Origin of the sequence: Bradyrhizobium sp. McL0615, assembly GCF_049993905.1 — a bacterium.
In the GTDB taxonomy this organism is placed as follows: Bacteria; Pseudomonadota; Alphaproteobacteria; order Rhizobiales; family Xanthobacteraceae; genus Bradyrhizobium.
Window position 1 is genome coordinate 4876419 of the sequence record NZ_CP188254.1, and the last position, 19291, is coordinate 4895709.

At 62.6% G+C, this 19291-nt stretch carries 17 protein-coding genes and 1 pseudogene; 14 read left to right on the top strand and 4 right to left on the bottom strand.

Going from position 1 to position 19291, the window contains the following annotated elements; genetic code table 11:
• Nucleotides 1-3 precede the first annotated feature (3 nt).
• The 12 genes and pseudogenes from ntrC to ACPPVP_RS23115 all read left to right on the top strand — a co-directional run bounded on the left by ntrC (nt 4) and on the right by ACPPVP_RS23115 (nt 14953).
• On the top strand, nt 4-1446 hold the full coding sequence (gene ntrC, locus ACPPVP_RS23060) for a nitrogen regulation protein NR(I) (RefSeq protein ID WP_426524728.1): 1443 nt from the start codon (nt 4-6) through the stop codon (nt 1444-1446).
• 187 nt (nt 1447-1633) lie between these two features.
• Complete coding sequence (locus tag ACPPVP_RS23065; protein WP_426524730.1) at nt 1634-3985, top strand: ATP-binding protein; 2352 nt, start codon at nt 1634-1636, stop codon at nt 3983-3985.
• Nucleotides 3986-4002: 17 nt separating this feature from the next.
• Nucleotides 4003-5373: a sigma-54-dependent transcriptional regulator gene (locus ACPPVP_RS23070; protein WP_426524732.1), complete on the top strand. Its 1371-nt coding sequence runs from the start codon at nt 4003-4005 to the stop codon at nt 5371-5373.
• Between the two features lie 300 nt (nt 5374-5673).
• On the top strand, nt 5674-5922 hold the full coding sequence (hfq, locus tag ACPPVP_RS23075; protein WP_006020546.1) for an RNA chaperone Hfq: 249 nt from the start codon (nt 5674-5676) through the stop codon (nt 5920-5922).
• Nucleotides 5923-5933: 11 nt separating this feature from the next.
• Nucleotides 5934-7310 (top strand): GTPase HflX, encoded by a 1377-nt coding sequence (gene hflX, locus ACPPVP_RS23080; RefSeq protein ID WP_426524734.1) that lies wholly within the window; start codon nt 5934-5936, stop codon nt 7308-7310.
• Between the two features lie 98 nt (nt 7311-7408).
• Entirely contained in the window at nt 7409-8575 is a 1167-nt protein-coding gene (locus tag ACPPVP_RS23085; RefSeq protein ID WP_426524736.1) for a transporter substrate-binding domain-containing protein, read from the top strand.
• The gene (locus ACPPVP_RS23090) at nt 8572-9189 is read left to right on the top strand and encodes an ANTAR domain-containing response regulator (RefSeq protein ID WP_426524738.1); all 618 of its coding nucleotides are present in this window, start codon (nt 8572-8574) and stop codon (nt 9187-9189) included. The genes ACPPVP_RS23085 and ACPPVP_RS23090 overlap by 4 nt, the downstream gene beginning before the upstream one ends.
• A gap of 288 nt (nt 9190-9477) precedes the next feature.
• Nucleotides 9478-10309 (top strand): annotated as a pseudogene (locus tag ACPPVP_RS23095) (nitrilase family protein).
• Nucleotides 10310-10360: 51 nt separating this feature from the next.
• The gene (locus tag ACPPVP_RS23100; RefSeq protein WP_426524740.1) at nt 10361-11530 is read left to right on the top strand and encodes a substrate-binding protein; all 1170 of its coding nucleotides are present in this window, start codon (nt 10361-10363) and stop codon (nt 11528-11530) included.
• Between the two features lie 66 nt (nt 11531-11596).
• Nucleotides 11597-12433 carry a branched-chain amino acid ABC transporter permease gene (locus ACPPVP_RS23105; protein ID WP_426538011.1) on the top strand — a complete coding sequence of 279 codons (837 nt, stop codon included), beginning with the start codon at nt 11597-11599 and terminating at the stop codon, nt 12431-12433.
• Nucleotides 12426-14255 (top strand): ABC transporter permease subunit, encoded by a 1830-nt coding sequence (locus ACPPVP_RS23110; protein WP_426524742.1) that lies wholly within the window; start codon nt 12426-12428, stop codon nt 14253-14255. Before ACPPVP_RS23105 ends, ACPPVP_RS23110 begins: the two co-directional genes overlap by 8 nt.
• Complete coding sequence (locus ACPPVP_RS23115; protein ID WP_426524744.1) at nt 14252-14953, top strand: ABC transporter ATP-binding protein; 702 nt, start codon at nt 14252-14254, stop codon at nt 14951-14953. Before ACPPVP_RS23110 ends, ACPPVP_RS23115 begins: the two co-directional genes overlap by 4 nt.
• 36 nt (nt 14954-14989) lie before the next feature.
• On the opposite strand, the gene mazG is transcribed toward ACPPVP_RS23115, so the two are convergent.
• A complete protein-coding gene (mazG, locus tag ACPPVP_RS23120) occupies nt 14990-15847 on the bottom strand; it encodes a nucleoside triphosphate pyrophosphohydrolase (protein ID WP_426524746.1) in 858 nt (285 codons plus the stop codon).
• A 129-nt stretch (nt 15848-15976) separates the two neighbouring features.
• Between mazG and queC the strand changes: the two genes are divergently transcribed.
• On the top strand, nt 15977-16684 hold the full coding sequence (gene queC / locus ACPPVP_RS23125; RefSeq protein ID WP_426524748.1) for a 7-cyano-7-deazaguanine synthase QueC: 708 nt from the start codon (nt 15977-15979) through the stop codon (nt 16682-16684).
• 90 nt (nt 16685-16774) lie between these two features.
• Here queC and ACPPVP_RS23130 read toward each other — a convergent pair whose 3' ends face one another.
• The 3 genes from ACPPVP_RS23130 to nthA are packed head-to-tail and all read right to left on the bottom strand — an operon-like array spanning nt 16775 to nt 18464.
• A complete protein-coding gene (locus ACPPVP_RS23130; protein ID WP_426524750.1) occupies nt 16775-17158 on the bottom strand; it encodes a nitrile hydratase accessory protein in 384 nt (127 codons plus the stop codon).
• Entirely contained in the window at nt 17158-17817 is a 660-nt protein-coding gene (gene nthB, locus ACPPVP_RS23135) for a nitrile hydratase subunit beta (RefSeq protein ID WP_426524752.1), read from the bottom strand. The genes ACPPVP_RS23130 and nthB overlap by 1 nt, the downstream gene beginning before the upstream one ends.
• Nucleotides 17817-18464, bottom strand: coding sequence for a nitrile hydratase subunit alpha (gene nthA / locus ACPPVP_RS23140; protein WP_426524754.1), 648 nt, complete (start codon nt 18462-18464; stop codon nt 17817-17819). Before nthA ends, nthB begins: the two co-directional genes overlap by 1 nt.
• 62 nt (nt 18465-18526) lie before the next feature.
• On the opposite strand from nthA, the gene ACPPVP_RS23145 reads away from it, so the two are divergent.
• Nucleotides 18527-19288, top strand: coding sequence for a hypothetical protein (locus ACPPVP_RS23145; RefSeq protein WP_426524756.1), 762 nt, complete (start codon nt 18527-18529; stop codon nt 19286-19288).
• The last annotated feature ends 3 nt before the right edge of the window (nt 19289-19291 follow it).

Consider the following 19291-nt stretch of genomic DNA (forward strand, 5'->3'; position numbering starts at 1 on the left):
GCAATGCCCGCAGGTAGCATACTCGTTGCCGATGACGACACCGCCATCCGCACGGTTCTCAACCAGGCGCTTTCGCGCGCTGGATATGAAGTTCGCCTCACAGGCAACGCCGCGACACTGTGGCGCTGGGTGAGCCAGGGCGAGGGGGATCTCGTCATCACCGATGTGGTGATGCCCGACGAGAACGCTTTCGACCTGCTGCCGCGGATCAAGAAGATGCGGCCGAGCCTTCCGGTCATCGTCATGAGCGCGCAGAACACCTTCATGACGGCGATCCGGGCCTCGGAACGCGGGGCCTATGAATATCTGCCGAAACCGTTCGACCTGAAAGAGCTTATCACCATCGTCGGACGTGCGCTGGCCGAGCCCAAGGAGCGGGTGGCGAGCTCGGCCGACGAGGGCGAATTCGATTCGATCCCGCTGGTCGGCCGCTCGCCGGCAATGCAGGAAATCTACCGGGTGCTGGCGCGGCTGATGCAGACCGACCTCACGGTGATGATCTCCGGCGAATCCGGCACCGGCAAGGAACTGGTCGCCCGCGCGCTCCATGATTACGGCAAGCGCCGCAATGGCCCGTTCGTCGCCGTCAACATGGCGGCGATCCCGCGCGACCTGATCGAGTCCGAATTGTTCGGCCATGAGCGCGGCGCGTTCACCGGCGCCAACACCCGCGCTTCCGGCCGGTTCGAGCAGGCTGAAGGTGGCACGCTGTTCCTCGACGAAATCGGCGACATGCCGATGGAAGCGCAGACGCGGTTGCTGCGCGTGCTGCAGCAGGGCGAATACACCACCGTTGGCGGCCGCACCCCGATCAAGACCGACGTCCGGATCGTGGCGGCAAGCAACAAGGATTTGCGCATCCTGATCCAGCAAGGCCTGTTCCGGGAAGATTTGTTCTTCCGCCTCAACGTCGTGCCGCTGCGGCTGCCGCCGTTGCGGGAGCGGATCGAGGATCTGCCCGATTTGATCCGGCATTTCTTCTCGCTCGCCGAAAAGGACGGCTTGCCGCCTAAAAAACTCGATACCCTCGCGCTGGAACGGCTCAAGCAGCACCGCTGGCCCGGCAACGTGCGTGAACTCGAGAATCTGGCGCGGCGGCTGGCGGCGCTCTATCCGCAGGACGTCATTACGGCCTCGGTGATCGATGGCGAGTTGGCGCCGCCGGCGGTCACCTCGGGCGGCAACACCCCGATGGGCGTGGAGAACCTCGGCGGCGCGGTCGAAGCCTATCTGTCCTCACACTTCTCCGGCTTCCCGAACGGCGTGCCGCCGCCGGGCCTCTACCACCGCATCCTCAAGGAGATCGAGGTGCCGCTGCTCACCGCGGCGCTGGCGGCCACGCGCGGCAACCAGATCCGCGCGGCCGACCTGCTCGGCCTCAACCGCAATACGCTGCGGAAGAAGATCAGGGATCTCGACATTCAGGTCTACCGGAGCGGCGGCTAGGGATCGCACGCGCTTTCCCTCGCAATTTCGCTGTCCTTCGCAATAAAGACGGGTGGAACGGCTGGGGATCGACCGTTTTAGCGGTTGGGATGGCCGCGGAATTGTCGCAATTCGGCAACATTGTGATATGAATGCATCAGTCCGCGACAAGCGGGCCCAAGCCCCTTTCAAATCACCGATTGCCGGAATGACCACCGCAGAGACGACCTCGGCACCATCGTTCGACCCGTCGCTTTCCGAATCCGGAGGGGGGATCCTGCGGAAGTGGGTGGCGCCGTTTGCGGTCGCGATCGCGCTGCTGTCGGCGTTCCTGACCTTCGTGGTGCTGAGCGGCCTGACGCCGATCGAGCCGACCCGCCAGGTGGTCTATTCGTTCCTGCTGATCAATGCGGCGACGATTCTGCTCTTGGTCGGCATTATCATCCGCGAAGTCTGGCAAGTGATCCAGGCGCGGCGGCGCGGCAGGGCTGCGGCCAGGCTGCACATCCAGATCGTGAGCCTGTTCTCCGTCATCGCGGTGCTGCCGGCGGTGGTGGTTGCCATCGTCGCCAATATCACCCTCGATCGCGGCCTCGACAGGCTGTTTTCCGGGCCGACGCGCGCGGCGATCGAGAACTCGCTGAACATTGCCCATGCCTATGTCAATGAGCACGCCTATTTGATCAATGGCGACATTTTGGGGATGGCCAACGACCTCTCGAACGCGCGGCCACTTTTCGATCAGGACCGTCAGTCGTTTTTCGAGTTGCTGACCAACAACGCGACCGCCCGCAATTTGCCGGGCGCGATGCTGATCGACAAGGATCGCAACGTTCTGGTGACGGCGCAAACCGGCATCAAGCAGCAGTTCTCGACGCCGCCGCAGGACTTCCTCAACAATATCGACGAAAGCAAACCGGAGATCGCAGTATTCCCGGAAGAGAACTACGTCGCAGCGATCATTCGCCTCCGCGGCTTCACTGACACCTTTCTTTACGTTGCCCGTCTGCTCGACCCGCGGGTGGTCAGCCAACTGAAGCAGACCCAGGCCAGCGTTGCCGAATACGCCCAGATCGAATCCCGCAGGCTCGGCATTCAGGTCGCTTTCGCACTGATGTTTGCGGTGATCGCGCTGACCATCCTGATGGCGTCGGTGCTGATCGGGTTGAATTTCGCCAACTGGCTGGTGTCGCCGATCCGCAATTTGATGAGCGCGGCCAATATCGTTTCGACCGGCGATCTGCATGTCCAGGTGCCGGTGCACAAGTCCGAAGGCGACCTCGCGCAGCTCGGCGAGACCTTCAACAAGATGACGGCCGAACTGCGTACCCAGCGTGACGAACTGGTGAACGCCTCGGACCTGATCGACAGCCGCCGGCGATTCATCGAGGCGGTGCTGTCGTCGGCCAGTGCCGGCATCATCGGCGTCGATGCCTCCGGCAGCGTCGGCATCCTGAACCGTTCGGCGGAGAAGCTGATCGGCCATGCCGAATCCGAGACGCTGGACCATCCGCTGTCGGACGTGCTGCCCGAGCTCGACGACATGATGAAGACCGCGCGCGAGGGCACGCAGCGCCTGGTGCAGGGTCAGATCACGATCACGCGCGACGGCCATGAGCGTAACCTGTCGGTCCGCGTCAGCGCCGAGCAGACCAGCCAGTCGCGCGACAGCTACATCATCACGCTCGACGACATCACCGAGCTGGTCTCCGCGCAGCGGACCTCGGCATGGGGCGACGTTGCGCGCCGCATCGCCCACGAAATCAAGAACCCGCTGACGCCGATCCAGCTTTCAGCCGAACGCATCCGCCGCAAATTCGGCAAGGTCATCATCGAAGACAAGGGCATCTTCGAGCAATGTACCGACACCATCGTACGGCAGGTCGACGACATCAGGCGGATGGTTGATGAATTCTCTCGCTTCGCGCGGATGCCAAAGCCGGTCATGGAAGGCGAGGACGTCGCCGACACCGTGCGGCAGGCGGTATTCCTGATGAAGGTCGGACATCCCGATCTCGATATCGAGACCGATATCAAGCAGGATCCGATGCGCGCGCAGTTCGACCGCCGGCTGATTTCGCAGGCGCTCACCAATATCATCAAGAACGCGACAGAGGCGATCGAGCAGGTGCCGCCGGAAGAACTCGGCAAGGGCCGCATCGATGTCGTCGCCGCGCGCGAAAACGACGACATCGTGATCGACGTGATCGATAATGGTATCGGCCTGCCCAAAGTGAGCCGCGCGCGGTTGCTGGAACCCTATGTGACGACGCGCCAGAAGGGCACCGGGCTCGGGCTCGCCATCGTCGGCCGCGTGCTGGAAGACCATGGCGGCCGCATCGAACTCAAGGATGCCTCCGATTTCCGGCCCGGACAGCGCGGTGCCTGGATGCGGCTGCGGTTTGCCGTGTCAGGCCAAGCGCCGAAGGCGGAAGCGAAGCCGCCGGGATCGGACGCAAAACCGCAGGTTGACGAAACAAAAGCGCCATCAGGCGGAACCAACGAGGCGGCAAGCGCGACCAATGATGAAGCAAAAACCGAAGCCGCAACAGGCAACTGACAAGACAGGTGTAACCCATGGCCAGTGACATTCTGATTGTCGACGACGAAGCCGATATTCGTGACCTCGTTGCAGGCATCCTGGAGGACGAAGGCTTCCATACCCGCACCGCGCGCGACAGCGATTCAGCGCTGACCGAGATTTCCAACCGCCGCCCGCATCTGGTGTTTCTCGATATCTGGCTGCAGGGCTCCAAGCTCGACGGCCTGCAACTGCTCGAGCAGATCAAGAAGGATCACGCCGACGTTCCCGTGGTGATGATCTCTGGCCACGGTAACATCGAAACCGCGGTGGCTGCGATCAAGCGCGGCGCCTATGACTTCATCGAAAAGCCGTTCAAGTCCGACCGGCTGATCCTGGTGGCAACGCGGGCGCTGGAAACCTCGCGCCTCAAGCGCGAGGTGAAGGAACTCAAGCAGCTGGCGCCCACCGCGAGCGTTCTCACCGGCCGTTCCGCCTGCATGAACCAGTTGCGCCAGACCATCGACCGGGCGGCCAAGGCCAACAGCCGCATTTTGATTGTCGGCCCCTCCGGTTCGGGCAAGGAACTGGCCGCGCGCACGCTGCACAATGCATCGGGCCGTGCAGAAGGACCGTTCGTCGTCATCAACGCCGCGGCGATCACGCCGGAGCGGATGGAAGTCGAATTGTTCGGCATCGAGCAGTCGAACGGCGAACAGGCGCGCAAGCCCGGCGCGCTGGAGGAGGCCCACGGCGGCACGCTGTTCATCGACGAGATCGCCGACATGCCGCGCGAGACCCAGAACAAGATCCTGCGGGTGCTGGTCGATCAGACCTTTCAGCGCTCCGGCGGCACCGCCAAGATTCATGTCGACGTCCGCATCATCTCCTCGACGGCGCGCAACCTGGAGGAGGAGATTGCCGAAGGGCGCTTCCGCGAGGATCTCTATCACCGGCTGTCGGTGGTGCCGATCCGCGTTCCCCCGCTGTCGGAGCGGCGTGAGGATATCCCCGAACTGATCGACTATTTCATGGACCAGATATCGGCGGCGACCGGCTTGCCGAAGCGGCAGATCGGCCAGGATGCGATGGCCGTGCTGCAGTCGCATGTCTGGCCCGGCAACGTCCGCCAGCTCCGCAACAATGTCGAACGCGTGATGATTTTGGCGGGAGGCGGTCCGGAAGCGATCATCACGGCCGACATGCTGCCGCAGGACGTTGGTTCGATGGTACCGGCGATGCCGACCAGCAACAATGGCGAGCACATCATGGGGCTGCCGCTGCGTGAGGCACGGGAAGTGTTCGAGCGGGACTACCTGATCGCGCAGATCAGCCGGTTCTCGGGCAACATTTCGCGTACCGCCGAATTCGTCGGCATGGAACGCTCGGCGCTCCATCGCAAGCTCAAGGCGCTTGGAGTTGGCTGAGACCCGCGTGAATCGCTTGTTCGTCGATGCCGCAATCTGCGGCTCATCCGGCTCGATGTGAGCCGATCCATGCACTTGCTTTGGAATATTTATCTCTTTCGGCGCTTTTAAGGAGAATGGCCACCGGGTTCCTGCTAGGCGGAACGCGAACCGGCTTGCCTTAAAAGCGCGCGTGCCCTCTAATCGAACTGCCGAGCCGACCGGAGGGGGATCTCAGGGGACGCCGGCAAGTCGGGGGCGGGCTCCATGAGAGAGCAACAGCCGGCTTAAAAAAAAGAAGCACACTGCGGGACAAAAACAATGGCGGCAGACCGCGCACAAAATCTACAAGACACCTTCCTGAATCACGTTCGTAAAACAAAGACGCCACTAACGATCTTTCTGGTCAACGGAGTGAAACTGCAGGGGATTGTTACCTGGTTTGACAACTTCTGCTTGTTGCTTCGACGCGACGGTCATTCGCAGCTTGTCTACAAGCATGCGATCTCGACCATCATGCCGGGAGCTCCGATTCAGTTGTTCGAAGGCGGCGAGGATGCTCCGGCTTGAGAGTGAACTGATTGGAACCCCTCAACCGTGAAGGGAGCGTCGATCGTCCGCGGTCGGCGGGGGGCCAGCAAAGCGGGCGGGTGATCGTCATCGGCCCCTATTTGCGAATGCGCCGCGGCGACGCCGAGGCGCAGGCGATTGATGTCGTGCGCGATTCCGAAGCCCGGCTCGAGGAAGCGACGGGCTTGGCGCGCGCCATCGACCTCACGGTAGCCGATACGCTGATTGCGCCCATCAGCCAGATCAGGCCTGCGACCTATCTCGGCAAAGGCAAGGTCGAGGAGATCACCGGCCTGATCGCGGGCCACGACATCGAACTCGTGGTGATGGATTGCGCGCTGTCGCCGATCCAGCAGCGCAATCTCGAGAAGGCGTGGAACACCAAGGTGCTCGACCGCACCGGGCTGATCCTGGAAATCTTCGGCCGCCGCGCCAAGACCAAGGAAGGTTCGCTGCAGGTCGAGCTTGCGCATCTCAATTATCAACGTAGCCGACTGGTGCGGTCCTGGACCCATCTGGAACGCCAGCGCGGCGGATTCGGATTCATGGGCGGCCCCGGCGAGACCCAGATCGAGGCCGACCGCCGCCTGATCGGCGATCGCATCGCGCGGCTGGAGAACGAACTCAAAAAGGTGCAGGCGACGCGGCGACTGCATCGCGCGGGCCGGCAGCGGGTGCCGTACCGCGTGGTGGCGCTGGTCGGCTACACCAACGCTGGCAAGTCGACGCTGTTCAACCGGCTCACGCGCGCCGACGTGCAGGCGGCCGACATGCTGTTTGCGACGCTGGATCCGACCCTGCGGGCGTTAGGCCTGCCGCATGGCGGCAAGGCGATGTTGTCGGACACCGTCGGATTCATTTCCAACCTGCCGACCCAACTCGTCGCGGCGTTTCGTGCCACGCTGGAAGAGGTGCTGGAGGCCGACATCATTCTCCACGTTCGCGACATCTCGCATGAAGACGCGGAGGCGCAGGAGCGTGACGTCGACACCGTGCTGCGCCAGCTCGGCATCGATCCCGACCAGGGCGCGCGCATCCTCGAAGTCTGGAACAAGATCGATCGCTTCGATCCCGAAGAACGTGAGAACCTGCGCAACATTGCCGCGCGTCGTCCGCCGGAGCGGCCGTGTTTCCTGGTGTCGGCCGTGTCAGGCGAGGGCGTCAATGAGCTGTTGACCGCGATCGAGGATCGGCTGGCGGCGACGCGCACGACGCTCGATCTCTCGATCGATGCTTCCGACGGCGCAGGCATCAGCTGGCTGCATCGCAATGCCGAAGTGCTCAACAAGCAGCTCCACGACGGGCGCTTCCACATGACGGTGCGCGTCGACGACACCAAGCGCGATATCGTGGTCTCCAGGTTCGACGCCGTGCCCCACGTGGCGTGACGCGGGATACGATCCCTTGTCAGGAAGCCATTCCGGCGCCTAATGATTTGCAGCCGGGATGACGTCCGGCTTGAACCGCAAATGAGAGAGGTGCTGCGATGATCAACCGTGCTGGGTCCGGCACCGAGACTTGGCGGGTTGGGGTTCTGTTTTCCCGCTCGGGCGTGATGGAGGTTACCGAGACCGAGCACTTCTTCGGCACCGCCCTGGCAATCCAGGAGATCAACCAGGGTGGCGGAATCCGCGGCCGTGAGATCGAAGTGGTCGCTTACGATCCGGGATCGGATCCCGAAACCTACCGCAAGCTCGCAGACAGGCTGCTCACCGAGGATGGCATCTCGGTCATTTTCGGCTGCAGCACTTCGGCTGCACGCAAGGCCATCCTGCCGGCCATCGAGCGCCGTAACGGCCTGCTCTGGTACCCATCGCTCTACGAGGGATTCGAATACTCCCCCAACGTGATCTACACCGGCGCTTCTCCCAACCAGAACAGCTTTCCGCTTGCAGAATATCTGGTCCGAAACTACGGCAGGCGGGTATTTCTTGTCGGTTCGGACTACGTCTATCCGCGCGAATCCAATCGGATCATGCGCGATCTCATCGTCGCCTACGGCGGAGAAATTGCGGGCGAACTCTATGTGCCTATGCAAGCGTCGCCGCCGCAGTTGCAAGCTGTCTTGAAAGAGGTGAGGGAGCAACAACCGGACGTATTATTCTCGACGGTCGTCGGACGACCTGCCCAGAACTTCTACCGGCTGTATCACGATGCAGGGTTCGACGCGGCGCAAATGCCGATTGCAAGCTTGACGATCGCGGAAGGAGAAATACGCGAAATCGGCGCCGAATTTTGTGCAGGCCATATTACTGCTGCCACTTATTTCGGATCGCTCGATAGCAACAGCAACAGGACTTTTGTCAGCAACTTTCATCGCCTGTTCGGTGCAGCGAGACCGATCAGCATGTGGAGCGCCGGCGCCTACGCGCAGGTTCGCCTTTTCGCGCTCGCACTAGAAATCGCCGGGACGCTGGATACGCAGCGTCTCGTCGACGCGGCCCTCGGCCTTTCATTTGAAGCCCCGGAAGGCTCGATCCGGATCGATCCCGAAAACAATCATACCTGGCTGACGCCACGGATCGGCAAGGTTCGCCGTGACGGCGGGTTCGACATCGTGTGGGAAGCGAAATCGGCAGTGAAGCCGGATCCTTACCTTGCGGTCACGCCGCTCGGCAGCCGCTGGATCAGCGACGGGACGCTCGCGTCATGAAGCCTGGTATTCGCCGCCTGATGGAGGATTTGAGGGGCGCCAGGGTCCTGGTGGTGCATCCGCGCGACGCCGAGGGAGACGCATTGATCGACCAGTTGAAACGGATTGGCTGCAACGTACGCGGCCTCTGGCCGCCGCCGGCAGAAATTCCCCGCGACGTCGACACTGTTTTCCATTTTGTCGAAGCCGCCGAAACTCCGGACTTCACGGCATCGGCAACCGACGACGGCCCGACCTTCGTGGCGATCATCGACTATGAAAATCCGACCGTGCTGAAGCGGCTGCTCGATAGCAACGCGCATGGCGTTGTGAACAAGCCGATCCGGCCGTTCGGTATCCTTTCGTCCCTCGTACTTGCGCGCTCGGCCCATGGCTATGCGCGCCGCCTTCAGGGCAAAGTTCAGAAACTCGAGGAAACGTTGAAGGCGCGCCGGGATGTCGATAAGGCCGTCAAGATTCTCGTCGCCCTCAAGAAGATTGGCGAGACGGAGGCCTATGAACTCATCCGCCAGCAGGCGACGCAGAAGCGGCTGTCGATGGCCCAGATCGCAACGACGATTATCGGTGCGCAGGAAGTTCTTGGCGGCCTCGGTCTGATGGATGGCAACGACTGACCCGAGTGCGCGTTGCGTGATCATCGTGCCGATTATTTCGCCGCCTGGAAACGTTGACTCTCCGTCAAAGGTGGGCAATCATTACGGCAGATGTCTTGATGTTTGATCTTCGAGAACATCGCAGCGGCCGGTAGGCTGCTTTCATAATCGGCTATGTAGCCCTCGATTGGAGCCTGTCTGGCACCATCGGGGGTTTTTTGTTTTGCGCGCTCGAAGGAGCCTCGATCGATGACGTCGGACGTTCTCGTGGATGCCAAAGGCGGACTGCTGACGGTTGCTTGCATTCAGATGCAGCCGCGCTTCGGTGACGTGAGTCTGAACGTGAAGCACAGCCTGCAATTGATCGATAAGGCCGTCGAGAAGGGCGCAAATCTCGTTGTCCTCCCGGAGCTCTGCAACACGGGGGGACATGTTTGCTTCCCGAGAGGAGGCGTTTGCGATCGCGGAAGAGATCCCTGCGGGACCGGCGGTCGCGGCATGGATCGCGTGCGCGGCGCGCCATCGCCTCCATCTCGTTGCTGGCATTTGCGAGCGGGCAGGGGCCAGCCTTTACAATAGCGCGGTGGTGATCGGCCCGGACGGTTTTATCGGTACGTTTCGCAAGGTCCATTTGTGGAACGAGGAGGTGCTCTACTTCGAACCTGGCGATCTCGGTTTCCCCGTGTTTCAAACGCCGATCGGCCGGATCGGCGTCGCGATTTGCTACGATGGCTGGTTTCCCGAGACGTTCAGGCTCTGCGCATTGCAGGGCGCCGACATCGTCTGTGTGCCCACCAACTGGGTGCCGATTCCCGGACAGGCGGAAGGCCGCCAGGCGATGGCCAACATCCTCGCGATGGGAGCTGCCCACAGCAATTCGATGTTCATCGCCTGCGCCGATCGTGTCGGGATCGAGCGAGGCCAGCCCTTTGAGGGACAGAGCCTCATCGTCAGCTACACCGGGTGGCCTGTTGCCGGGCCCGCCAGCCGGGACTCGGAGGAGATCGTCCTTGCCGAGGTCAATCTGAGTGAGGCCCGGCGCATGCGAAACTGGAATGCCTTCAACCAGGTGCTGCGGGACCGCCGAACCGACGTCTACGACGAGATGCTCGGAAGCAGCGCGAAGTCTGGTTGGTACTGATCGATGATCCCTCCATCAACCGAAATTATCACCAACAGGAGAAGAGAAGTCATGAACCCAATTCGCTCGCTTTCCGCAGCGTTGCTCTTGACCGTGTCCGCGGCGGCGCTGTCCAGCTTCGCGTTCGCGGCCGATCCCATCAAGATCGGCGTTCCCGTGGGCTTGTCCGGTGCCAACAGCGTGGTTGCGCCATCCGTTGTGCAATCCGCCCAGCTCGCAGTCGATGAGATCAACGCCAAAGGCGGCGTGCTCGGCCGGCAACTCGTGCTTGAAGTCGCAGACGATGCATCCGGCGCCGCTGGCGCGCAGAAGGCTTTCGACGCCTTGATCTCGCAGAAGAAGGTCGACGTCCTGATTTCCATGGAAACCAGCGCTGCCCGCAACGCGGCCTTGCCGATCGTGGCAAGAAGCAAGACGCCTTACATCTACACCTCGTTCTATGAGGGCAAGTCCTGCAGCCCATTCATGTTCGTCAACGCCTGGGTCCCCGAACAGCAGGTGCCGCCGATCGTCGATTATTTCGGCAAGGAGAAGGGTACGAAGGCATACTTCCTTATCGGCTCGGACTATGCTTTTGGCCGCGGAATGCTCGCGTTCACCAGAAAGTACATCGAGAAGAACGGCGGCAAGGTGGTTGGCGAGGAGTATCTGCCGATGGACGGCAGCGACTGGACTTCGATCATTTCCAAGTTGAAGGGCGCCGCACCGGACGCGCTAATCACCTCGACAGCCGGCGGCGCGCCAAACGTGACATTGACAAAACAGCTTCGCGCGGCGGGCGTCAAGCTGCCGTATGGCAATCTCGCGGTCGACGAAGGAACGGCGAAAGCGATGGGAACGGATGCGGAGGGCATCTTCCTGTCAGCCTCCTATGTCACGGGAATCGAAACCGCGGCGAACAAGGCCTTCCTGGCTGACATCGCCAAGAAGTTCGGCAAGGACGCGAAAACGCCGAATGATCTTTCGGTTCCGGAGTATGAAGCGGTCTATGCGTACAAGGCGGCGGTCGAAAAGGCCGGCAGTACGAATAGCGCGGCCGTGCTGAAGGCGCTTGCCGAAGTCAGCGTCGTCGGACCGCGCGGAACGATCGCTATGTCAAAGCAGCATCACGCGCCACTGAGCATGTATCTGGGGGAGGTCCAGGGTGACGGCAGCGTCAAGGTCATCAAGAGTTTTCCGAGCGTCGATCCCGGCGATCAGTGCCCGAACCTCAAATCCTGAATTCTTATGGTGCCGCCTGCGGGCAACGTCGCCCGCAGGCGGTATGACTTTTCGGAGCAGAACTTCATGATCGCGCTGGCGCTGGATATCCTCACTACCGCAGCGATCCTGTTTATCGTCGCCAGCGGCCTGTTGATCGTGTTCGGCGTGATGAAGATCATCAATTTCGCTCATGGCGCGTTCATGACCGTCGGCGCCTATGCCGCACTGATCACGTCCAATCTTGCACTACCGGCAATCATGGCTCCGTTTCTTGCTTTCGTTCTGGGCGGGGTTCTTGGCGCCGTCGCCGAGTTTGTAATTGTGAGGCGGCTGTATCATCGACCCCTCGATGCGATCCTGGCGACCTGGGGGCTGGCCATTGTCGTGGGACAGCTCGTGACCCTCATTTTCGGGCGAGGGGTGCAATTCGTCCCGGCGCCGGTCTCCGGCACGACGGCCGTGTTCGGCGAGAATTATTCCGGCTATCGCCTTCTTCTCATCCCGGTCGCCATCCTCATCGGCGCTCTGTTCACCGCGCTTCTTAACGGCACCAGGCTCGGCCTGAACACGCGTGCCGTCATCATGAACGAAACACTGGCGCAGGGGCTCGGCATCGATAGCAGCCGGGTACGCCTTTTGACCTTCGGAATCGGCAGTGGGTTGGCGGCGGTTGCGGGGGCGGCGGTCACTCCGCTCGCCAGCGTCGATCCCAACATGGGACTGCCATGGCTGATCGGCGCATTCATGCTGGTCATGGTTTCCGGCGGTTCGATGCTGACGCTGGCGCTCGCATGTTTCACGCTCGGCGGGCTGCAGGTGCTGGTCAGCACCTTCGTCAGCCCGATCCTCGGGGGCCTGACCATCGCGGTGCTCGCCGCGGTGGCGTTACGGCTCCGGCCGGAAGGATTCGCCCGTGCCTGATCTGACTTCCACTTTGCCGGCCAGCACCAGCCAACGAAGAAGTGCGTCCCAGGCCGTAGGCCTGCTTGCGTTGCCGTGGCTCGTCGCCATCGCTCTGATCGTTGCCGGCCCCTGGATCCTTGATGCCTACACCGTCAACATTCTGATCCGTGCGTTTTTTGTCGCGACGGTGGCCCTGACGGTCGACGTTCTCTGGGGGCATAGCGGCTATCTTACATTTGGCCAATCCGCCTTCTTCGGGCTCGGCGCCTATGTTCTGGCGATCGTCTTCATGCGCCTCGGCTTCGGACCAGCGCAAATATTGACGGCTGTCGCAATCGCCGTTGGCGGCGCTGCGGCGCTTGCCGCCTTTGTCGGCTGGTTATCCTTCTATTCCGGGTCCACACCGCTTTACGCATCGGTGATCTCCCTCGTGCTGCCGATCGTGATGGTGCAGCTCCTTTACTCCGGCGGTGAGTTTACCGGGTCCTCAAGCGGACTGGTCGGCTTCGAGAGCTTCGACCTGTCCACCGAAGCCTGGTTTCGAATCGCCGGCCTGTTCGCTCTGACAGCAACGTTGATAGCAAAGGTAGGAATTTCCAGCGACGCCGGCCGTTTGCTGAGCGCTATCAGGGACAACGAGATGCGTTGCGCATATCTCGGGCTGGACACGGCGCGTATCCGGATCGGACTTCTGGTTCTTTGCGCCATCGTCTCAGCGCTGGCCGGATCCGGCTATGCCGGCTTCGGCGGCATTGCCGCGCCGGAGAATGCGAGCTTCACGTTTGGAACGCAGCTCGTCATCATGGTCGCTCTCGGCGGGCGGGGGACGCTGGTCGGCGCAATAGCAGGCGCGCTCCTTATCGAAACCGCGAGCGCTTACCTCTCCGGCAGCCTGCCGTTCGTCTGGGAACTCATTATCGGTGTTTCGTTCATTGTCGTCATCGTCGTGCTGCCGCGGGGCCTGTTCGGCGGTTTGCGTGATGTGCTGGGGGCCACCGCTCGGGCGAAATCATCGGAACCTTATGCCATCACGCTTGAAACGGCCGGCCGAACGGCTCCGGTCTCGTCCGCGCAAGATGTGGTCGTCGAAGTCGCCGGGCTGTCCAAGAGCTTCGGAAGCCTGTCGGTCCTTTCGGATGTATCGTTCTCCGCGCGCCGGGGCGAACTTGTCAGCCTCGTCGGACCCAACGGAGCGGGCAAGACGACGTTGATCCGGTGCCTTGCCGACGGCGGCGAGCGCTCGGATGGATCGGTCAAGATCATGGGGCGGTCGATCCAGCGCCTGCCGCCGCAGCGCATCGTCGCCCTCGGACTTGGCCGAAAATTCCAGGCGGCTTCGGTGTTCGAAACCTTGAGCGTGGCCGATTGCCTGAGGGTCGCGCGTAAACGGCACGAACGCCCTTCGTTGCTCTTCGCGTCGAACACACTGGCGCTGCCGACGGCCGCACGGGCCGTGCTGGAAACCTCCGGTCTTGCCGAACGTCTGCATGAGGAGGCCCGCTTCCTGAGCCATGGATTGAAGCAGGCGCTGGAGCTCGCGATGGTGCTGGCGCTCGAACCGGAGGTCGTGCTGCTCGACGAGCCGACGGCCGGGCTTACGCGCGCCGAGCGTCAGCGTTTTGCAGAACTCCTGACCGCTCTCGCAAGCGTCGACCGGCTGTGCGTTCTGATCGTCGAACACGACCTCGATTTCGTGCGCGAGATTTCATCGCGCATCATCGTCCTCCATCAAGGCCGGATCGCGCTGGATGGTACGGTTGAGGAAGTCGTGGATTCCCCGCTGGTGCAGGAAATCTACAGCGGCCATCGTTCCAAAGCGGCGGGGGAGGCCAGCCGATGAACGCCCTGTTGGAGGTTGCGAATGTGTCGAGCGGCTACGGCAGCTCGATGGTCGTTCGCGGGGCGTCGCTTCAGATCGCGCCGGGGGAGATCGTTGCGGTTGTCGGCAAGAACGGCATGGGCAAGACCTCGCTGCTCAAGACTATCTTGGGATTTCTCCCGGCCAGGAGCGGCACGGTGCTGCTCGACGGTAGGGACGTCACGCGATTGTCGTCCCATCTGAAGCGCCGGCTGGCGCTCGCTTATGCGCCCCAGGAACAATCCCTGTTCCAGGATCTTACCGTTCGCGAGAACCTCCGGCTCGGGCTCATGAGCGATGCCGGTTTTGATCAGTGCCTGACGAAAGTCGCCGCGTGGTTTCCGATTCTGACCTCAAGACTTCGTCAGCGCGCCGGAACGCTTTCCGGGGGCGAGCAGAAGATGCTCGTCGTCGCCCGAGGCTTGATTGCGCAGCCCCGCATTTTTCTGCTCGACGAGGTGACCGAGGGCTTGCAGCCAACCGTCGTTGACCGGGTCTCCGAGGTACTGGAGCTGACGCGGCGCGAGCAGGGGACAGCCATGCTCGTCGTCGAGCAGCATATCCCGTTCGTGCTCGATCTCGCGGATCGTTTCGCGGTGTTCAAGCGAGGTGAGGTCGTCGATGCCGGCGCGATCGATGCCGGGTCTGCGGCGCGCATCGAGGAGCACATGCGGCTGTAGCGGTGCGGGGCGTCGGATTATTGCCGCATCGGTCGATCATCGGCGGCCATCGGCTTTCGTGGTGGCCGGCGCGGTCGGCCATTCCGCACCCTTGGCCTCGTTCCACAGCGTGTCCATCTCTTCCAGCGTTGCGTCTTCGAGTGTGCGTCCCTTCGCCGCGAGCGCGCGCTCGATATAGGCAAAACGCCGTTCGAACTTGGCGTTGGTGCCGCGCAGCGCGGTTTCCGGATCGGCGCCGACATGGCGGGCGAGGTTGACCAGCGCAAACAGTAGATCTCCGGTTTCTGCCGCGAGTTCTTCGGCGTTGCCGTTGTCCAGGGCTGCTTCGATCTCGTCAGCCTCCTCACGGATCTTGCTGAGCACTGCACGGGGATCGTTCCAGTCGAAGCCGACGGTGGAGGCTTTGCGCTGCAATTCCATCGCCCGCGTCAGCGCCGGCTGGCCCGCCTTGACGCCCGATAGCAGCGATTTGTCTGTGGTCTCCTCGGGCGGCCGCCGCGCCGCGCGCTCGGCCTTTTCCTCGGCCTTGATGCGTTCCCAGGCACTCTTGACGCCGGCGGGGGCGATATTGCCGTCCTTGTCGGCGAACACATGGGGATGGCGGCGGATCATCTTTCGCGTGATCGCTTCGACCACGTCGCCGAAGGCAAAGGCGTTTTGCTCCTCCGCCATGCGGGCGTGATAGACCACCTGCAGCAGGAGATCGCCCAGTTCCTCGCGAAGGTCATCGAAATCGCCGCGCGCGATCGCGTCGGCTACCTCATAGGCCTCTTCGATGGTGTAGGGCACGATCGTCGCAAAATCCTGCTCGAGGTCCCACGGGCAACCCGTGACGGGGGTGCGCAGCGCCGCCATGATCTCAATGAGGCGGGAAATATCGCGGGAAGGGGTCATGGGATTTCCGTCGCTTGGGAGAACGAGCCGCTTTATGCCGCAAGCGGCGCAGCGATCCCAGCGGAACGAGCCGAAATCCGGCAATTTCCACCGGTTGGCCTCAAGGCGCTGGAATGCTAATGGCCCCTCATGAGCGACCAATCATCGTCCGAAACCGCGCTGGTGCTGTTTTCCGGCGGGCAGGATTCCACCACCTGCCTGGCCTGGGCGTTGCGGCGCTTTGCTCACGTCGAAATGCTCGGCTTCAGCTACGGCCAGCGCCACGCCATCGAGCTTGAATGCCGAGACCGGCTGCTGTCGGGCATCACATCGCTGCGGCCGGATTGGGCGGCAAAACTCGGCGAGAGCCACACGCTGGAAATCCCGACATTATCAGAGATTTCCGATACGGCGCTGACTCGCGACGTCGCGATCGAAATGGGCGCGGACGGCCTGCCCAACACCTTCGTACCCGGCCGCAACCTGGTGTTTCTCACCTTCGCGGCAGCGCTGGCGTACCGGCGCGGCATCCGCCACATCATCGGCGGCATGTGCGAGACCGATTATTCCGGCTATCCGGATTGCCGCGACGAGACCATCAAGGCGCTGCAGTCCGCGCTCAATCTCGGCATGGCGAAGAACTTTGAGCTGCATACGCCGCTGATGTGGCTCGACAAGGCATCCACCTGGAAGCTGGCGCATGAGCTCGGTGGGGCAGGGCTGGTCGACCTGATCCGCGAACACTCCCACACCTGTTACCTCGGCGAGCGCGGCGCGCTGCACGATTGGGGCTACGGCTGTGGGGAATGTCCAGCCTGCGCATTGCGGGCGAAGGGCTGGCGGGAATATGCGGGGTAATTGACTCCGTCATTGCGAGCGAAGCGAAGCAATCCATCATGCCTGCGTGGATTGCTTCGTCGCGTTCGCTCCTCGCAATGACGGTTGGGGCTACCCAAAATCTCCCGGCATCAACTCAATCGGCGCGCCGTGGGGCGTGCGGTCCGCAGCGTGGTCCCAGGCGTCGCGGTAGCGATGCAGGGCATCCGAAGTGGTAACGCCCTTGGCGGCGACGAGGGTTTCCAGCGTGGCGAGCCAGTGCCGGTAATAGGTCTCGCCGGTGTCGGGATCGCCTGCGGCCTGCGCGCGCTTGATTTGCGCGCCCAGCGTCTCGGCCCATTCCTTCCAGGTGAAGACGCCGGCCTCATGCAGCGCCAGCGCCATGGCGAAGGCGCGCGCCTCCCACGGCTCGCGAAACACCGGGCCATCCTCGTCGCGGGGCACGCCGGGCACGGCGACGGCCGCCCGCATCGCCTGTTGCGGGGTCAGATTCATCACACGCGCTCCAGATAGGATTCCCAGGCATCGACGGAAACGCTGAGCGTCGGATCTCCGTCCTTGCCCCACAGCTCCGGCCCGTCGAACCGCACGGTGTAGAGCCATTGCGGGTCCTCGCCCTTGCCGAGCGAGTTGGTGTCGGGAAAGACGTGGCAGCCGTGATTGAGTTCAACGGTGCCGAGATGGCCGCGAACATATTGCGGCAGCCGTGTATGCGTCACCGGGTGGATGTCCTTCATCCGCACGGTCTCACCAATCGCAAACATCGCGGGCTGCTTCGCTTGGCGTTCGGTCGGGCCGCCGCGCCGGATCGCCGGCGTGACCTCGGTTGGAGCGATCGGCGTGACGCCTGGCTTGGGCGGGGAGAGCACCTTGCCGGCCTCGATCTCCTCGCGCGTCACCAGCCCGCGCTCGATCATCAGCGTTTCCAGCCCGGCCAGCCAGATCTGGAAATAGCTCTTGCTGAGATAATCCTCGGGCGGGCGGTTTTCGCGCGCAAACCGCGACATGTCGATGTTCCAGCCACCGGGACGCGCCATGGCGACCGTCAGCGCAAAGGCGCGGCGCTCCCAGTCGCCGTGAAACACTGGCTCGTTCGGTTCGGGTACGACCGGGCCAAAGCCCTTGGCGCCGCCCATGTCATGCGCGCCGTCCATCAGGCGGTCTCGCCGGGCTGTTTAGGCAAGCCGGTGCCGATCATGCTGTCGCGGGTGACGAGTTCGGCGAGCTGTTCGGCGCTCCAGCCCTCGGTGCCCTCAGGGCGCATCGGCAGCACGAGATAGCGGATCTCGGCCGTGGAATCCCAGACCCGGATTTTGGTGGTGTCCGGCAGCGTTACGCCAAAATCCTTCAGCACGCCACGCGGATCGGACACGGCGCGTGAGCGATAGGGTGCGGACTTGTACCAGACCGGGGGCAACCCCAGCACCGGATGCGGGTAGCAGGAACACAGCGTGCAGACGACCATGTTGTGCTGGTCGGGCGTGTTCTCCACGACGACCATGTGCTCGCCCTGGCGGCCGGAATAGTCGAGTTCGGCAATCGCCGCGGTCGGGTCCTTTATCAGCCGGGCATGGTAGGCCGGATCGCTCCAGGCCTTTGCGACGACGCGGATGCCGTTGCGCGGGCCGATCTTTTTCTCATAGAGATCGATCAGGCGATCGAGGGACGCCGGATCGACGTAGCCTTTCTCGGTCAGGATCGATTCCAGCGCGCGCACGCGCAGCTCGGTTTCCGACAGCTCGGAATGGTCGTGATCGTGGTGGTGGTGATGGTCGTGGTGGTCGTGATCATGGTCGCTCATGGCTTGAGGATAGGCGCAAAATCCGGGCTATGTCGAGGCAGAGACTCTGCTAGCGTTTGCCGATGGGGATCAGGGCAGGGTGCACGGCAACTGCAGTCGCGGCGGCCATTTTGGCGTGGCTTCCGGCCGGGGAGGCGCGGGCGGCCAACGGCGCCTATGCGGTCGATGCCGCCGACATTTCCGAAGTCGGGTCATGCAAGATCGAGAGCTGGCTGTCGGCCGCGTCCAACACCGATTTTTCGGCCGTGGCCAACCCGTCCTGCGTGGTCAACCCGTTCCAGCCGGTCGAACTGAGCATGCTCACCAACCGTGCGCGCAGCGACGGTGAGTGGAGCACCACGATCCAGCCGAAGGCCAAGATGAACATCGTACCGACCGGCATCGGCAGGCTCGGTTATTCCATTTACGCCGGCGGTTCCTTCGATGCCTTGACCGGCGACAACCTCACGGCCTTTGCCGTGATCCCGGCGACGTTCCGGCTCAGCGAAAACATGCGCGTCAACATCAACGGCGGCTGGCTGTGGGACCGCGGCTTCGATCGCCATTATTTGCTTTACGGCATCGGGTTCGACTGGAAGTTCACGGAAACCTTGCAGTGGACCATCGAAGCCTTTGGCCAGGCGGGCCAATCGGATAGGCCAAGCGTCGTCCAGCCGCGATTTCAGACCGGCGTGCGTTACCGGCCGAACGAGATTTTCTCGGTCGACCTGATCTACGGCCGCAACGTCATGGGCGAGAATGCCAACTGGATCACGCTCGGCACCACGATCCGTTTCCCGGTGCCCGACGGCAAGCCTGAGCACCATCGCACGGGTCATCTCTAAGCT

Coding starts and splice junctions, on each gene's coding strand:
- ACPPVP_RS23115 (WP_426524744.1), top strand. CDS start 14,252: ATGAACGCCCTGTTGGAGGTTGCGAATGTGTCGAGCGGCTACGGCAGC.
- ACPPVP_RS23145 (WP_426524756.1), top strand. CDS start 18,527: ATGGGGATCAGGGCAGGGTGCACGGCAACTGCAGTCGCGGCGGCCATT.
- ACPPVP_RS23070 (WP_426524732.1), top strand. CDS start 4,003: ATGGCCAGTGACATTCTGATTGTCGACGACGAAGCCGATATTCGTGAC.
- ACPPVP_RS23130 (WP_426524750.1), bottom strand. CDS start 17,158: ATGAATCTGACCCCGCAACAGGCGATGCGGGCGGCCGTCGCCGTGCCC.
- ACPPVP_RS23100 (WP_426524740.1), top strand. CDS start 10,361: ATGAACCCAATTCGCTCGCTTTCCGCAGCGTTGCTCTTGACCGTGTCC.
- nthA (WP_426524754.1), bottom strand. CDS start 18,464: ATGAGCGACCATGATCACGACCACCACGACCATCACCACCACCACGAT.
- ACPPVP_RS23105 (WP_426538011.1), top strand. CDS start 11,597: ATGATCGCGCTGGCGCTGGATATCCTCACTACCGCAGCGATCCTGTTT.
- hfq (WP_006020546.1), top strand. CDS start 5,674: ATGGCGGCAGACCGCGCACAAAATCTACAAGACACCTTCCTGAATCAC.
- mazG (WP_426524746.1), bottom strand. CDS start 15,847: ATGACCCCTTCCCGCGATATTTCCCGCCTCATTGAGATCATGGCGGCG.
- ACPPVP_RS23085 (WP_426524736.1), top strand. CDS start 7,409: ATGATCAACCGTGCTGGGTCCGGCACCGAGACTTGGCGGGTTGGGGTT.
- nthB (WP_426524752.1), bottom strand. CDS start 17,817: ATGGACGGCGCGCATGACATGGGCGGCGCCAAGGGCTTTGGCCCGGTC.
- ACPPVP_RS23090 (WP_426524738.1), top strand. CDS start 8,572: ATGAAGCCTGGTATTCGCCGCCTGATGGAGGATTTGAGGGGCGCCAGG.
- queC (WP_426524748.1), top strand. CDS start 15,977: ATGAGCGACCAATCATCGTCCGAAACCGCGCTGGTGCTGTTTTCCGGC.
- ACPPVP_RS23065 (WP_426524730.1), top strand. CDS start 1,634: ATGACCACCGCAGAGACGACCTCGGCACCATCGTTCGACCCGTCGCTT.
- ntrC (WP_426524728.1), top strand. CDS start 4: ATGCCCGCAGGTAGCATACTCGTTGCCGATGACGACACCGCCATCCGC.